Below are 15,852 nucleotides of genomic sequence, written 5' to 3'. Positions count from 1 at the left end.
CTTTTATTTTTTTTCAATAATTGCTTGCTGAAAGGGGTTGGTCGTACAAACGTCGGATGGACAGGACAACGGGAATTCGCTACTCCAAAATAACCAAACAGATTTATTAAAAAAGGGAGAAGATGAACACATGAACATGAAAAAATGGACAACAATGGGCCTTGCTGCATCTATGGTACTTGTAGCAGCAGGGTGTGGTAAAACCGCTGCTCCGGCAGAAACGACAAAACCCGCTGCATCAACGGCACCCGCAGCCACAGCTGCTGCAAGTGCTGCGCCAACTGCGGCAGCTGCAAAAAAATTGACAGGTGATTTTGAAATCCAATACTTTGTTGGCGGATACGGCGACAAATGGTGGAAGAAAGTTATTGCTGATTTCCAAGCGGCAAATCCAGATTTGAAAATTAAAGAAAGTGCGGGCCCAAAAATCAACGAACAAATGAAACCCCGTTGGATCGCTGGGAACCCACCTGATTTCGTATATATCGACGGACCTGAATTGTTCGATCGCCAAATGGTGACAGATGGTCAACTTGAAGATTTGACCGATTGGATCAAAAACGCGAAAAACGTTGATGGCGATAAAATTATTGATTTGCTTGCTCAAAAGCCACAAGAGTTTGATGGCAAAATCTATAACGTTCCTTTCGTTATGAGCTCATGGGGTATTTTCTACGATAAAGCCCTATTCAAAGAAAAGGCTTGGGCTGAGCCAAAAGACTTTGAAGATTTCCTGGCTGTAAGCGAGAAAATTAAAGCCGCAGGCATTAATCCTTTCATTCACACGGGTAAATACCCTTACTACATCAATGGTGCTGTACTATTCCCTGCAATCGTATCTGCTAATAACAATGACTACAAATTGTTGCAAGACATGTCCACAAACAATCTTGAAGCTTGGAAAAACCCTGCCATCATCAAAGGTTTGAACAAAATAGTTCAATTGCGTGATAAAGGATTCATCGATAAAGCATCCGTTCAAATCAATCACACGGATTCCCAATCCTTGTTCCTGCAGCACAAAGACGCTTTCATTCCGAACGGCCTATGGCTGCCGAACGAAATGGCGAAAGACGTTCCAGCTTCCTTCGACTTCGGATTCATCCCTTCCATCACGCAAGATAAAGGTGGAAAAGTGGTAGCGAACACGTCCACAGCGACATTTGCCATCGCGAAAAAAGCGAAAAACAAAGATGCTGCAAAAGCATTCATGCAGTTCGTATTCTCCAAAACGCAAGCTTCCCAATGGGCTGAGCTAAGCGGTGCTCCTTCTAACGTTAAAGGTGATATCTCTTCCTCCAAAGCACCTAACTTCGTGAAAGACGCTGCCAAATTCTTGTCCTCACCGGACACAGTGGTCGTACCTACGGTTTCCTTCGCAGCAGACGTTGACAAAGCTATGCAAGATGCGAGTGTTGCTTTGACAATCGGAACCATTACCCCAGAAGAGTGGGTAAAACGTGTAACGGATGTCGTCGCTAAGCAGAAGAAATAGCAACGGAATGAGGCAGTGCGGAGAACAAATAAGGCTAAGTGCCCTAGGCGTTCTCCGCCATTTTAATGATAGGACGGTGAGGATAGAATGAAGGCTAAGTCAAAAGTGTGGAAAAGGAATATGTTCATCGCTTCATTCATCATTCCGACTTTTTTATTCTTCTGTGTGTTCACGATCTACCCTGTTATACAGGCCTTGCAGAAGTCATTTTATGATTGGTCAGGAATGTCGGAGAACAGCACGTTTATCGGTTTTGACAATTTCAAAGAGATTTTTAAAGACCCAATTATCCTTAGAGCCATCGGGAATGATTATTTCTTGGTCGTTGGTAAAGTAATTGGCATTATGATTCTGGCCACGTTCTTCGCAGTCGCTTTGACACGCTTCAGAGTGAAAGGGTCCGGATTTTTCCGCGCCATCTTTTTTATCCCTAATGTAATCTCAGTCGTTGTTATCGGCGTTCTCTGGAACTTCATCTACAATCCGCAAATTGGATTCCTGAATGCTTTCCTGTCGCTATTTACGGGTGAAAAGGTTGATATTACTTGGTTGGGTTTTCCTCAACATACGATTTGGATGTTACTGCCGCCTACGATCTGGGCTGGTATCGGTTTCTACATGATCTTGATGATTGCTGCAATCGTGAATATTCCTGCTTCCTATTACGAAGCAGCTAATATAGATGGAGCCGGTCAATGGTCGCAATTTCGCAACATTACGATGCCGCTCATCTGGGAGCAAATTAAAGTTTCGGTTGTTAACATTGTTATCACAACGCTCAACGGTTCCTTCGTCATTGTTCAACTCATGACGAACGGCGGGCAGCCTGACAATACAACCCAAGTGATGGGATCTTACCTGTATCGGATGGCTTTTCAACAATATCATTTCGGTTATGGAGCGGCCATCGGTGTTATGATCCTAATCGTCTCACTGATCACAACCCTTATTCTGCAGCGCGTCATGCGCCAGGAAACAATCGAAATGCATTAAGGTCATCTTAGAAAAAGAAAGATTCTGAAGGAGGGGGAACCATTTTATGGAGATTAAAAATCCGTTAGCCAAAATGATTGTCTGGATCATTCTTCTGATTTGGGGCGTCGCCGTCCTGTATCCTTTGTTATGGACACTGCTCGACGCACTCAAAAATAATGAGCAATTTTTCCTGAATGCCCCGTGGGCGCTGCCGAAATATCCACTGTTATGGTCCAACTTCTCCTATGTATGGAGCAAATATAACTTCAGCACTTATTTTCTGAACTCCATTATTGTTACTGCTGGAAGCACCCTGCTTGGCATGATTCTTGCGGCGATGACGGCGTACATTTTAGCGAGGTATGATTTTAAAGGAAATAAAATTATTTTTACGATTTATATCTCATCGATGATGATTCCTTTCGCATTGGCTTTGATCCCACTGTTCTTCTTGCTCAATGATTTGCAGTTGATCAATACATGGTTGGGATTGATTCTTGTCTACGCGGCGCTGAACCTGCCATTCGGAATCTTCCTGTTGGTTGGTTTCTACAAATCGCTGCCGAAAGAAATTGAAGAAGCCGCTATCATTGACGGGACCTCTCATTACGGTACCTTCTTCCGAGTCATGCTGCCGTTGTCACAACCGGGCCTGATTACGGTTATGATTACGAATATGCTCAATAACTGGAACGAGTATTTCTTGGGCGTTGTTTTAACGAATGAGCCAACCAAGTACACACTTCCAATCGGTCTAGCCGTTATGCAAGCGGAAATGCAGTATCGTGTGGAGTGGGGGCCGTTGTTCGCAGGTCTTCTGATTACAACCCTCCCAACCCTGATTGTCTATATCATCTTCCAACGCCAAATCGCAAGCGGGATTACGGCGGGAGCGGTGAAATAACAGCAAACTGTTGCATAGAAAAAACACCTTATCCTAGAGGATTTTATCCTTTCGGGAGGGTGTTCTTTCTACTATAATTGGGATAGGAAAGAGCAAACAAGAAACGGCCAAACTTGTGGGCTTAATAGGTGAGACATAATGAGATCGATGTATCTTTTGCAAAAAATGGGACGTTCCTTAATGATTCCGATTGCGGTGCTGCCGGCGGCATCCATTCTATTGCGTATAGGCAAAATGACGTTTAGTGATCCTTTTCTCATGCAGGTGGCTCATATTTTTGAGTCAGGCGGAAGCGCGATTTTTGACAATTTACCCTTAATCTTTGCTATCGGCATTGCCATCGGATTGACGTCCGGAGATGGCGTCGCGGCATTGGCGGCAACGGTAGGGTATCTCGTGTTTAATAATGTTTTACAGCTTTTTCATACAGGTACGGATTCGGCTGAACGCTTGGATATGGGGGTCCTCGGAGGGATGCTTGTCGGCGTCCTGTCTGCCTCTCTCTTTAATCGTTTTCAGCATATACAGCTGCCTAAAGCATTAGGTTTTTTTGGAGGGAAGCGTTTTGTTCCTTTGCTAACAGCGATGGTCATGGTTTTTCTAGGGCTGCTGATGGGCTCCATCTGGCCACCGGTACAAAAATCGATTAGCGTTATCGGATTATGGATTGTTGATAATGGGAATATCGGCGTTCTCATCTATGGCATGATGAATCGTCTGCTGATTCCTACCGGCTTGCATCACATTATTAATAATATCGCATGGTTCCAAATAGGGGATTACAGCACCGCAACGGGCAAAATCGTTCATGGCGATATCTCCAGATTTTTCGCAGGCGACCCGGAAGCGGGCATGTTTATGACAGGATTTTACCCCGTGATTATGTTCGGACTTCCAGCAGCAGCCTTGGCTTTGATTAAAAGTTCACCGACGGTCAATAAACCATTGGTTGTCCCCGTTTTGCTAAGCGCCGGTTTGACCAGCTTTCTAACAGGGGTAACGGAGCCGATCGAGTTTGCCTTTATGTTCGTTGCTCCTGGTTTATACGTCATTCACGCCTGCTTAACGGGTATTTCGATGCTGCTTATGAACGTGCTTCAAGTCAAAATGGGCTTTGGTTTTTCAGCGGGATTTATAGATTTTGTACTGAATTGGCATATCTCCACGAACCCTTATCTCATTCTCATTGTTGGCGTAGGTTACTTTCTGCTCTATTATGTAACGTTCCGGGTGTATCTGTATTTCTTCCCGATCAAAGTATCCACCCGCGATGAAACGGCTGAAATAGAAACGGAGGAAGCAGGTCCTCCAATTGAGACAAAAGAAGATCGTCCAACCCGCATTTTAAAACATATCGGTGGTCCTTCCAACATCATTTCAATTGACGCTTGCATTACGCGACTGCGCTTGCTGGTTAATGAAGAGAAGCTTGTGTTGGACAATGAACTTAAAGATCTCGGCGCGATAGGGGTTATCCGGCTTGGAAAAGGGAATGTACACGTTGTATTCGGAACGGAGTCCGAGCAGATTCGAGAAAGTATTAAACCCATGCTTCACATGCATAAAGACAAATCAGGACAAGCCTAACTATCCCCACAAAGCAACGTAAGAGGGGACCCCGAAACAAAGAAAGGGAGGTGTCTTATGATTGAACGGACGATCATTCATGTACTCTCACACAATGTGGTGATGGCGCATCTGACATCAGGGAAAAACTCGATAGCTTTCGGTAAGGGGATCGGCTTTAAAAAGACACCGGGCATGCCGATAGATGAAGCGGAAATCACGCAAGAATTCCTATTGCATACATCAGAGGTGCTCAGGAATTACGAACAAATTCTAAACGCCGTTGATGTGAAAATTATCGGGATTACCGAAGAGGTTATCGCTTACGCGCAGAGCATGTTGGAAGGTGATTTCTCGGAGACGATTCATGCCTCATTAGTAGACCATATCAATTTTGCGGTTGAGCGGCAGAAACGAGGCATTTTCATCACAAATCCTTTTGCCTATGAAATTGGTTATCTCTACCCGGAGGAATACAAAGTAGCCAAGAAGTCAGTCGAATTCCTTAACGATCATCTCGATGTCAAATTGCCGGAGGATGAGGTCGCTTTTTTGACGATGCACTTTAATAGTGCGCGCAAAAAGGAGCAGGCTTCGGATTCCCTGGCGGTTGTCAGAATCGTATCGAAAACGATCGAATCGGCCAAAGAATTAGGCTTTAATTTCGACGACTCTTTCTCCACATTGCGTTTCATCAGTCATTTGAAAGGTGTCATTGAACGGGTGAAACAAAAAAAGACACTTCAAAATACGCTGCTGGATAAAATCAAAGAAGAGTACGGGGACACCTATGTGAAGGCGAAAGTCCTGTCGCTTATGCTCAGCGATGCACTTCAATTGGAAGTGCCTGACGACGAAACCGGTTATCTAACGATGCATCTGGAACGGCTGCTTCTGCGCTCGGAAGTATAGAGTTTGGTCAGTGAAATTTATTCCCTTGCAACCTTCATGGAGCAGGGATTTTTTGTTTGAAAAAATAAGTTTATGCCTTACTTCGGATTGCATAATTGGACATTGTCAGCTAAACTGACTGTTAGAGTCATTAGAGAACGGAGTGCATAGGACATGCTGTATAAGAAGTTAGCCAAACCGATTTTGTTTCGAATGGACCCTGAGAAGGCGCATCATCTGACCATTGACGGTCTAAGTGCGGTAACTCGTTTCCCAGGCGGAGCGCAATTACTTAAATCCATGTACGGAGTGCAGAACTCTCCTCTTATGAACCAGCGTATATGGGGACTGGAGTTTGCCAATCCGGTTGGTTTGGCCGCAGGATTAGACAAAAATGCAAAAGCAGTTAAAGGTTTTTCTCAGTTAGGTTTTGGATTCATGGAGGTTGGAACGATTACTCCCAAGCCGCAACCAGGCAATGAGCTGCCGCGGTTATTTCGTTTACCCGAGGACAAGGCGCTAATCAATCGGATGGGTTTTAACAATGTTGGGACGGACGAGATGGCGTACAACCTGCAACAGACAGGCAAGCGTGATATCCCAGTTGCCATCAATATCGGTAAAAACAAAACGACTCCAAATGAGCAGGCCGAAGAGGATTATCGGGCTTGTATCCGGGAGTTATATACATACGGCGACTTCTTTGTCGTCAATATTAGCTCACCAAACACGCCGGACTTGCGTAATTTACAGCATGGGAATGATTTGAAGCGATTGCTTGACGCGGTTACGGCCGAGATGCAGCTTCAACAGAAAAAGAATGGCGATGCAGGTAAGCCCGTTCTTGTGAAAATAGCGCCGGATCTTACGGATGATGAGTTGGAATTGACCGTGCACACGATCAAGGACAGTGGAGTATCCGGAATCATTGCTACGAACACGACGCTGAGCAGAGCAGGACTCGTGCATGCGAACCGTTCGCAAGCAGGTGGACTTAGTGGAAGTCCGCTCACACAGCGATCTACGGAGGTCATTAGACGCGTCTACCAACTAACGGAAGGCAAACTTCCGATTATTGGGGCTGGCGGGATATTTACGGCGAAAGACGCTTATGACAAAATTCGTGCCGGCGCAAGCTTGGTTGAAGTTTATACAGGATTAATCTATGAAGGTCCAGGCATTCTTACGAACATTAATCGTGGACTTCAAGATTTACTCAAAAAAGATGGGTATACTCATATTTCCCAGGCAATCGGTGCAGATCACAACTGACTTCATTTGGAATGGAGGAAAAATCAATGGATGGACGAGACTGGAAAAAATTTCTCCTGCCTTACGAACAAGCGGTAGAAGAGTTGAAGGTAAAATTTAAAACGCTGCGCGGCGAACTCAAAAGCAGGGAAGAATATGCCCCCATTGAATTCGTAACTGGCCGCGTTAAGAAAATATCCAGCATGTTGGAAAAAGCGAAGCGTTTGAACGTACCGATGGATCAATTGGAATCCGGCATTGAGGACATTGCAGGTATTCGGATTATGTGTCAGTTTGTTGCGGACATTGAACGTCTGGCTGAACTCATTCGTAGCAGGCAGGATATGAGTATTGTCTACGAGAAAGATTATATTACCAATAAGAAACCAAGCGGATATCGTAGTTTTCATATCATTATCGAATATCCGGTACAAACGGCATTAGGAATGAAGCGAATACTAGCCGAGGTGCAAATTCGAACACTTGCCATGAACTTCTGGGCTACCATCGAACATTCCTTGAATTATAAATATAAAGAGCAATTGCCGGCTGATGTTAGGGCTCGTTTGAGCAAGGCGGCAGAGGCTGCCTACCTGTTGGATCAGGAAATGTCCAGCATTCGCGGGGAAATCGTTGAATCGCAGAAAATGTTTGAGGATAACTCGAACTTAGTCAATAAAGTGCTCAGCAACATACAGGAGCTTTATTTCTATCACAGAGTTCGGGAAGCAGCGCAATTTCAGCTGAGATTCAACGAAATTTGGGAAACGGAGGACGGTTTAAGCGACTTGTCCTCCGATCTTGAAGCTGCAATCGCCCGAGCGAAAAAAGGAGATCAAAACTGATCTATGGCTGCTTACGATCGATTATATGTAGCTTACTTATATTATTTTAACGAGCTGCGCGATTATTTTGAATGCCATGAAGTGATGGAGGAGCTTTGGCTGGAAGAAGGCCGGAGCCCTCTATATCAAGGTCTACTGCAGATTGCAGTGGGCCTTTATCATCATGCGAATGGAAACGTAAGCGGTTCCATTAAGCTTTTTAGTGCAGGTTTGGATAAGTTGGCTCCATATCCGGCGGATTCCCTTGGAATCGATTTAGGAAAATTGATCGAAGAAAGCAACACTTATGTATCGAAACTGCACCGGATCAAGGAAGAACCCTTCGCACCGTATGATCTAACCATTCATCTCTTAGACCCGGAATTACGCGATCTTCTGGTTGAAATGAAACAGCATCCACCCCAGCATGAGGAGGAAGGCCATGATTGAGGTTCGTAAGCTGAGCAAATGGTATCAAGTGCACGAACGGGAGCCGGGCTTCATCGCTTCCCTTAAAAGCTTGTTCCACCGTAAGTTCCGTACGGTGAAAGCCGTAGATGATGTATCCTTCTTCATCCCTGAAGGAGAAATCGTCGCCTTTCTTGGACCAAACGGGGCTGGTAAAACGACCACGATGAAAGTGCTCACAGGACTGCTGCATCCTTCAGGTGGTGAAGTGAATGTAGGCGGTTTTGTTCCTTTTCAGCATAAAAAAGAGTTCAAGAAGCAGATTTCTCTGGTCATGGGGCAGAAAAGCCAATTGATTTGGGATCTTCCCGCAGCAGAAACGTTTCTCGTTAACAAGGTTATCTACGAAATCCCCGATCACATCTACGATGAGACCTTGGGGGACTTGGTACAGCTTCTCGAGTTGGAGGAAGTTATCCGCAAGCCGGTTAGGCAGCTCTCGCTAGGAGAGAGGATGAAATGTGAGCTGGCTGCTGCGCTTCTGCACCGGCCAAGAATCGTGTTTCTCGATGAGCCGACGATTGGGCTGGACGTGAATATGCAGGAAGTCATGCGCCGGTTCATTCAAGATTACAGCCGTAAATATAAAGCGACCATTCTGCTCACCAGCCATTATATGGCAGATGTAACAGCATTATGTGAACGCGTCCTTGTCATCGGTAAAGGCCGTCTGTTATATGATGGAGCGATCCATCAATTGATAGACAAGTACGCGCCTAACAAGCGTATTCGTCTTCAATTGGCTCAACGTGCGCATGAGCGAGAGCTTGAGGATGTTGTCCACGGGATGGGAACGATAGTCCACTATGCGTTTCCGGATCTTGATGTGGATGTTCCTAGAGAGCAAGTTTCGGAGCTTTCGGCAAAGCTTTTATCCAAGCTGAATGTGCTGGATTTGACGATCGAGGATCCATCCATGGAATCGGTGATTGCCCAAGCATTTGAGGCAAGGACCGAAGGGGGAAGCGCCGGAGCATGAAGGGATTAGCACTATTTTGGCATAAATATCGCATCTTGATTCGGGTGGAGTGGGCGGTGATGTTTGCGTACCGCAGTGAGTCGCTGATCTGGATGGTTGGCGCTTTTATACAGCCTCTTGTTTCCATGGCGGTGTGGCTGTCGATCAGCAACAATCAAGCTATCGGCGGGTATGATGCTCACGATTATATGGTGTATTTTCTTGGTGTTCTTGTTGTTGACCGTTTAACGAGCACTTGGGATGTATGGGAGTTGGACGCCAGTATTCAGGATGGCTCGTTGTCATCAAAACTAGTTCGCCCTTTCCACCCCGTACATTGGAGCATCTCGCAAAATCTGGTGTACAAACTGTTTTTCGCGTTTCTCTTAATCCCGGCGTGGGCGATTGCCGCAGCTTTATTCCCTGTGTTAAGGATAACAATTTCCTGGGAAATAATGCTACTTTTTATATGCGCTATCGTGGTGTCCTCAGCCATCCGTTTTCTGATCGGCTTTGAGTTTGGCTTGTTTGCCTTTTGGACCAATCGTGCCACGGCGATTTACAGCCTTTACGAGGGCTTTCATCTCTTTCTTGCAGGTCGAATCGCGCCTCTAAGCATGTTTCCCTCATGGGTTGAAAAGGTTGCTGCTTGGTTGCCCTTCTACGGTACAGTTGGTTTCCCCGTAGAACTCCTGGTAGGTAAAATCGAGGTGGGGTCTCCCGTAATCCTTCATAACTTCACGATTCAACTTGCTTGGCTCATCCTGCTATTCATAACATTTCGATTGCTGTGGAGAAAAGGGATTAAGAAATATGGCGCTGTAGGCGGATGAGGATGGGAGGGACCCTGCGATGAAATATGTTCGGCTATTTCGAGAATTTATGCGTGCGTGCTTGGTGGAGGAGTTTGAGTATCGCGCTAATTTTGCAGCGAATATGTTGTCAACCGTGTTTTGGCTGGCGATGGCGATCCTGACTGTGCAATTATATTTTTATCGGACACAGGAAATTGGTGGTTGGGATTTCTATGAAGTGCTTGTCTTGCTTGGCATATTCAATGCGGTGCATGGTTTTATAGAATTTATCCTACAGCCTAATATGTCGCGACTTGTTAATCATATTCGCAAAGGGACATTGGACTTTGTTCTGACGAAACCGGTAGATAGCCAGTTTTATATTAGTTTCAGGCATCTTGTTTTCTGGCGCTTATCTGACGTTGTGCTCGGATTTGGCTTAGTTGCTTATGCACTTTGGCAGCTTAATGCCTTACCAAGCTTCGTCGAGTTGATCCAGTTTGCTATCGTATTTCTAGCAGCTCTTGTCGTCGTTTATTCGCTTTGGATGGGGATGATGATGTTTTCTTTCTGGGCAGTCAAAGTAGATAACTTGTCTTATTTATTCAGCTCATTTTTTGAAACGGCAAGGTTTCCGGTTTCTGTGTATAAAGGTTTTTTACGCTTCACGTTAACGTATATATTTCCGATTGCTTTTATCACAACCTTTCCTGCTTCCGCGCTAATTGGACGTATTAGCCCTTGGCAAGTTGCCTCGAGTGTCGCCATTGCAGTTATTTGTTTGACGCTGACACGTATTTTATGGAAATTCGCCTTGCGGCATTATACAAGTGCAAGCAGTTGAAAATGAATGTAGTAGCAATTAAAAGGACTTCTCGCCTTATGGGGCAGAGGTCCTTTTTCCTTCGTCACGGGTTCTTTATACATAATTTTGAGGGTGGAAGGGAAAACTTCCCACAAGATGAACGGATTTCAAAAAGAGCTTGGTGGTGGCGAGAATAACAATGTTTTGGTCCAAGACGCTACATCAACTATTCAATCATAAAAGAATTCCAAGCACGCGCTCCCAGGAGCACGATGATCCTATTTCGCATATAAGCCTCCTTAGCGACAGCCAATTGAATATCGCACAGATCAAAGCGACCTTTGGCAACAGCGACGATCTTAAGACGGGGGAAATGTACTTGGAATTGGATGCCAACTACAGAGTTGGTTTCGCCTTTCTTGAGCAGATGGTGGACAAAAACTTATTTCAGGATATCATGAACGGCTTGAGCGCCAAATCGGCTGAAATTGTGGAAGCTTTGGAAACAGGTTTCTATGAGCTGCCTGATTTAATGACGAATATCCTTCAGACCTTAGGGGAAGTCAGAACCATCCATGACTACCAAGAGGTATGTTATCGGATTTTGTCAGGCGAAACCGTCATTTTTGTCGATATTTATACACAGGTATTATCCGTGAATACAGCTTCCGAACAACAGCGATCGGTAGAGGAACCGATGACACAGTCTGTTGTGAGAGGACCACGTGATGGTTTTACAGAGTCGATAGGAACGAACATTTCTCTTATTCGTAAGCGTATCAAAAGCCCGAATTTGTGGCTGGAGAGCATGACAATAGGTAGAGTTACGCAAACAACGGTTTCGATGATGTACATTAACGGGATTGTGAATGACAAAATTGTAGATGAGGTACGGCAACGGCTTGAGCGCATTGATATTGACGGCATTCTTGAAAGCGGCAATATCGAGGAACTGATTCAGGATGAAACGTTCACGCCGTTCCCAACGATCTACAATACCGAGCGTCCTGATGTGATTGCATCTGGCTTATTGGAGGGGCGCGTCGCCATTCTAGTGGATGGAACCCCCTTTGTGCTCGAGGCCCCTGTTATTTTTACACAGTTTTTTCAATCTTCGGAGGACTATTATCAGCGGGCTGAATTTGCGACATTGATTCGCATGCTGCGATATATGTGTTTTTTCATCTCTTTGATGGCACCCTCGTTCTATATCGCAATGACCACGTTTCATCAAGAACTTGTGCCCAGCTCACTATTATTTAACTTAGCGGCGCAGCGGGAAGGCATTCCTTTTCCTGCCTTTGTGGAAGCCTTATTGATGGAAGTGACGTTTGAAATCCTGCGTGAAGCCGGTGTTCGACTGCCTAAAACGGTAGGTCAAGCCGTATCCATCGTAGGTGCGCTTGTTATCGGGCAAGGAGCCGTAGATGCAGGATTGGTTTCACCGGCAATGGTCATTGTCGTGGCAATTACTGCGATCGCGAACTTTGTTATTCCAGCTTTCAGTATGGGGATTCCTATACGTATTATCCGGTTTATTTTGATGATATTTGCGGCTACTTTTGGCCTATTTGGCATTACCGTGGGCTTAATCGCCATGGTTCAACATCTATGCTCGCTGCGTTCATTCGGGGTTCCGTACATGTCTCCGATGGCTCCGTTCGTAATGGCTGACCAGAAGGACACCATTCTCAGATTGCCACAATGGAGCCTTTTCTCCAGGCCACGATTTATTAACCAGAAGAATATTATTCGCGAAAACAATACCCCGACAACCAAACCAAAACGAAGATAAAGGGGGATCGGCCAATGAAAAGATTAGGTCGTATACTGTGTACGCTAAGCTTACTTGGTCTTGTACTCTCAGGGTGTTGGGATCGGCATGAATTGAATGATTTGGCTATTACGGTTGGTGTGGGCTTCGATAAAAGCGGAGATGAATACTTGGTAACTGCGCAAATTGTGAACCCTAATGAGGTGGCATCAAAAAAGGGAGCAGGCTACAGTACGCCCATCACAACGCTGTCAGCGAGAGGAATTTCAATTCTGGAAGCGGCAAGGAAATTAACGACTTCGGCTCCGCGTAAATTATTCGCATCCCATTTGCGTATTGTCGTAATCGGTGAGGAACTTGCACGTGAAGGGGTTGCTAAAGTCTTGGATGGCATCACCAGAGATCATGAAATCCGATCTGATTTTTACATCATCGTTGCCCGAGGTACAACGGCATCCAAAGTGCTGCAAATATTGACGCCGATTGAGAGGATTCCAGCAAACAAAATGTTCAAGACGTTAGAAACGTCAGAAAAGGCGTGGGCACCAACGGTCAGTGTTCGTATTGATCAGTTCATAACGAAGCTTAGTGAACCAACGACGGAATCGGTGTTAACCGGTATTCGAATCGAGGGAGATCCCAATAAGGGAAACTCGAAATCCTCCCTAGCGGAGACAAATCCAATCACGAACTTGCAGTACACCGGGCTAGCGCTGTTTAAGCAAGATAAATTAATTGATTGGCTTAGTGAGGACGAGAGCAAAGGATACAACTATATCGTTGGTAACGTCAAAAGCACGATGGGGCATTTGGCATGTCCCAAAGGCGGAACGATAACCGTAGAAATTATTCGTTCAAAGTCCAAGATGAAAGGAGTAGTGAAAAACGGGAAGCCTGAAATCAATGTGCATGTCATTTTAGAGGAAAATGTAAGTGAAGTTCAGTGTGAGATCGATTTATTGGACCCGGAGACAATTCATGAACTTGAGCAAACCGCTGTCAAATCCCTGAAAAAAGTGATGTATGCTTCCATTAACAAAGCCAAAGAAAATAAAGCGGATATTTTCGGTTTTGGTGAGGTGATTGAAGATGCGTCCCCTAAGCTGTGGAAAGAGATGGAGCCTGATTGGCAGAATGAATTCGCCAAGCTGCAAGTAAATATCTCCGCAGATTTACACATACGCCGTCTAGGAACAACGAATAACTCTATCATAATGCGCCGCGAAGAGGAGTGAAGACATGGGAGTTATCGTCACGGTTTTGATCATTGCGACTCTCGCGGGGTTGATTGAGCTCCCGCAGCTAATGCGCAAACAACAAATCCCGGAAATCTGGGTATTTTCATCGCTTTTATTCATAGGATCCGTGCTTTGCGTTCTGCAATTTGAGAGAGTGAAGCTTCCGAATCCGCTGGAATGGATTACATACGTCTATCAACCGGTCAGTCGATTTGTTTTTGGCATTCTAAAATAGAGGTGAGTTACATGTTTGAGAAGGGTAGGATAGGTGTTCACCAGTTTACGATATTGACTACTTTATTTACGATTGGCAGCGCTATCCTCATCGCTCCTTCGGGACTTGCCTATGATGCCAAACAGGATGCTTGGATTGCCGCCATTTTAGGACTCCTAGCAGGTCTGCTGCTTGTTATCTTATACCAGGCTCTTGGTCAACGCTTTCCTCAGCAAACGCTGGTTAAATACTGTGAGGAGTTAATGGGAAAATGGGTGGGGAAAGCCGTCGGCTTGCTCTATTTCTGCTTTTTTTTCATTTTAGCCGCGTTGGTGCTTCGTAATCTGGGTGATTTTATTTCAACCCAAGTCCTTGTTGATACACCGCTGCAATTTACGCATATCTTCTTTTTGGCGATCGTCATTTTGGGCATTCGAAACGGACTGGAAACCTTTACGCGTACATCGGAAATCTTCCTGCCATGGGTGCTGCTCTTTTTCTTCCTCATGTTCATCCTGCTGCCAACGCAAATGAAAGTAAACAACATAATGCCAATACTTGGATATGGCTTCAAACCGATTGTACGTGCTTCCCTTCCCCTCATTGGCACTCCTTATCTGGAACTGGTTGTCTTTTTAATGATTCTACCTTTCGTCAATCAAACCAAAAAGCTGGGAAAAGCGTTTCTTGCAGGAGTTTCCATCGGAGGCTCCTTGATTGTTATCATTTCGCTTCTTTCTATTCTTGTGCTAGGGGACGATTTAACATCGGTCCAAATGTATCCCAGCTTCTCATTAGCCAGAAGAATATCCATTGGCAGCTTCCTCGAACGTCTAGAGGTTGTCATGGCGGGGATTTGGTTTATTACTATTTACTTTAAGCTAACGTTATGCCTGTATGCGTCTGCTGTGGCCTTGGGAGAGGTTTTTAAACTGAGTGAAATCCGGCAGCTCTATATTCCTTTGGGAATGACTTTAGTTGTGCTGTCGGTTGTCGCCTATCCGAATGTCGCCTATTTTATCAAGTTTGCATCTAAAATATGGCTCTTTTACTCGGGAACGTTCGGGCTCGTCATCCCCTTATTACTCTTAGGCCTAGCTATGATTCGAAAAAAGAGAGACAGCCATTAGAATGAAAAAAAGCAGCGTTATCCGCTGCTTTTGCCGTACTTATTAACCTTTGTATTTCTGGAAAAAAGCTTTAAACATTTCAGGTGTATTACCGCCTGTTGCGCCGGCTTCAGGAACACCGCCAACGATGCGATCCACTTCTTTGCCGTCTTTGTAGTAAATCAGGGTCGGTGTGGAGTCAACTTTGTATTTCTCCCAACCGTCTTTGAATTCTTCCAAATTGAACTGTTTGACATCAATACCGAGCTCTTTTTCAATAGGAACAAGGACAGGAGTCGTTATTTTGCAGTGCGGGCAAGTGGATGCATAGTAATACTGAAAAAAGGTTTCTTTGTTTTTCAGCCTTTGATCGAGATCTTTAGGCAGAATTAGGTTCTGGTAGTTCGGATCGTTTAATTGTTTCACCGTTTCGGGATTTAGCTTGGATGCCGCAACACCGTAAGGATTACCGGCATTGGCTTGATCTGATGATTTGGTAGACTGTTGATTAACGAAATATAAACCCCCGAATAAAATAACGACAATGCCTAGATAAATAAGCAGCTTCTTCATTTCATGCACCTCA

16 protein-coding genes are annotated in these 15,852 nt (G+C 45.0%); 15 read left to right on the top strand and 1 reads right to left on the bottom strand.

What is annotated here, in order from left to right; genetic code table 11:
- Window positions 1–130: 130 nt before the first annotated feature.
- The 15 genes from RQP52_RS23780 (at window position 131) to RQP52_RS23710 (ending at window position 15,287) form a co-directional block, all read left to right on the top strand.
- Window positions 131–1,495 (top strand): ABC transporter substrate-binding protein, encoded by a 1,365-nt coding sequence (locus RQP52_RS23780; RefSeq protein WP_315954155.1) that lies wholly within the window; start codon window positions 131–133, stop codon window positions 1,493–1,495.
- A gap of 87 nt (window positions 1,496–1,582) precedes the next feature.
- Window positions 1,583–2,488: a carbohydrate ABC transporter permease gene (locus tag RQP52_RS23775; RefSeq protein WP_315954154.1), complete on the top strand. Its 906-nt coding sequence runs from the start codon at window positions 1,583–1,585 to the stop codon at window positions 2,486–2,488.
- A gap of 46 nt (window positions 2,489–2,534) precedes the next feature.
- Window positions 2,535–3,374, top strand: coding sequence for a carbohydrate ABC transporter permease (locus tag RQP52_RS23770; protein ID WP_315954153.1), 840 nt, complete (start codon window positions 2,535–2,537; stop codon window positions 3,372–3,374).
- A gap of 138 nt (window positions 3,375–3,512) precedes the next feature.
- Window positions 3,513–4,961: a PTS transporter subunit EIIC gene (locus tag RQP52_RS23765; protein WP_315954152.1), complete on the top strand. Its 1,449-nt coding sequence runs from the start codon at window positions 3,513–3,515 to the stop codon at window positions 4,959–4,961.
- Window positions 4,962–5,018: 57 nt separating this feature from the next.
- Window positions 5,019–5,852 carry a PRD domain-containing protein gene (locus RQP52_RS23760; RefSeq protein ID WP_157322619.1) on the top strand — a complete coding sequence of 278 codons (834 nt, stop codon included), beginning with the start codon at window positions 5,019–5,021 and terminating at the stop codon, window positions 5,850–5,852.
- Window positions 5,853–6,005: 153 nt separating this feature from the next.
- Window positions 6,006–7,103, top strand: a complete 1,098-nt coding sequence (locus RQP52_RS23755; RefSeq protein ID WP_157322616.1) for a quinone-dependent dihydroorotate dehydrogenase — start codon at window positions 6,006–6,008, stop codon at window positions 7,101–7,103.
- Between the two features lie 26 nt (window positions 7,104–7,129).
- Window positions 7,130–7,927 (top strand): GTP pyrophosphokinase, encoded by a 798-nt coding sequence (locus RQP52_RS23750; protein WP_127454532.1) that lies wholly within the window; start codon window positions 7,130–7,132, stop codon window positions 7,925–7,927.
- Window positions 7,928–7,930: 3 nt separating this feature from the next.
- Window positions 7,931–8,356, top strand: coding sequence for a DUF309 domain-containing protein (locus RQP52_RS23745; RefSeq protein WP_315954151.1), 426 nt, complete (start codon window positions 7,931–7,933; stop codon window positions 8,354–8,356).
- Window positions 8,349–9,353: an ABC transporter ATP-binding protein gene (locus RQP52_RS23740; RefSeq protein WP_315954150.1), complete on the top strand. Its 1,005-nt coding sequence runs from the start codon at window positions 8,349–8,351 to the stop codon at window positions 9,351–9,353. Before RQP52_RS23745 ends, RQP52_RS23740 begins: the two co-directional genes overlap by 8 nt.
- Window positions 9,350–10,165, top strand: coding sequence for an ABC transporter permease (locus RQP52_RS23735; RefSeq protein ID WP_315954149.1), 816 nt, complete (start codon window positions 9,350–9,352; stop codon window positions 10,163–10,165). The genes RQP52_RS23740 and RQP52_RS23735 overlap by 4 nt, the downstream gene beginning before the upstream one ends.
- 19 nt (window positions 10,166–10,184) lie before the next feature.
- Entirely contained in the window at window positions 10,185–10,970 is a 786-nt protein-coding gene (locus RQP52_RS23730; RefSeq protein WP_315954148.1) for an ABC transporter permease, read from the top strand.
- Window positions 10,971–11,130: 160 nt separating this feature from the next.
- Window positions 11,131–12,726: a spore germination protein gene (locus tag RQP52_RS23725; protein ID WP_315954147.1), complete on the top strand. Its 1,596-nt coding sequence runs from the start codon at window positions 11,131–11,133 to the stop codon at window positions 12,724–12,726.
- 14 nt (window positions 12,727–12,740) lie between these two features.
- On the top strand, window positions 12,741–13,940 hold the full coding sequence (locus tag RQP52_RS23720) for a Ger(x)C family spore germination protein (RefSeq protein WP_315954146.1): 1,200 nt from the start codon (window positions 12,741–12,743) through the stop codon (window positions 13,938–13,940).
- Between the two features lie 4 nt (window positions 13,941–13,944).
- Entirely contained in the window at window positions 13,945–14,178 is a 234-nt protein-coding gene (locus tag RQP52_RS23715; RefSeq protein ID WP_315954145.1) for a hypothetical protein, read from the top strand.
- A gap of 11 nt (window positions 14,179–14,189) precedes the next feature.
- Window positions 14,190–15,287 (top strand): GerAB/ArcD/ProY family transporter, encoded by a 1,098-nt coding sequence (locus tag RQP52_RS23710; RefSeq protein WP_315954144.1) that lies wholly within the window; start codon window positions 14,190–14,192, stop codon window positions 15,285–15,287.
- Between the two features lie 42 nt (window positions 15,288–15,329).
- Here RQP52_RS23710 and RQP52_RS23705 read toward each other — a convergent pair whose 3' ends face one another.
- The gene (locus RQP52_RS23705) at window positions 15,330–15,839 is read right to left on the bottom strand and encodes a thioredoxin family protein (protein WP_127454514.1); all 510 of its coding nucleotides are present in this window, start codon (window positions 15,837–15,839) and stop codon (window positions 15,330–15,332) included.
- Between the last annotated feature and the right edge of the window lie 13 nt (window positions 15,840–15,852).

Source organism: Paenibacillus violae, assembly GCF_032461945.1.
In the GTDB taxonomy this organism is placed as follows: domain Bacteria; phylum Bacillota; class Bacilli; order Paenibacillales; family NBRC-103111; genus Paenibacillus_E; species Paenibacillus_E violae.
Note: the sequence above shows the minus strand (reverse complement) of the source record. Positions and strands in the feature narration are given on the sequence as shown.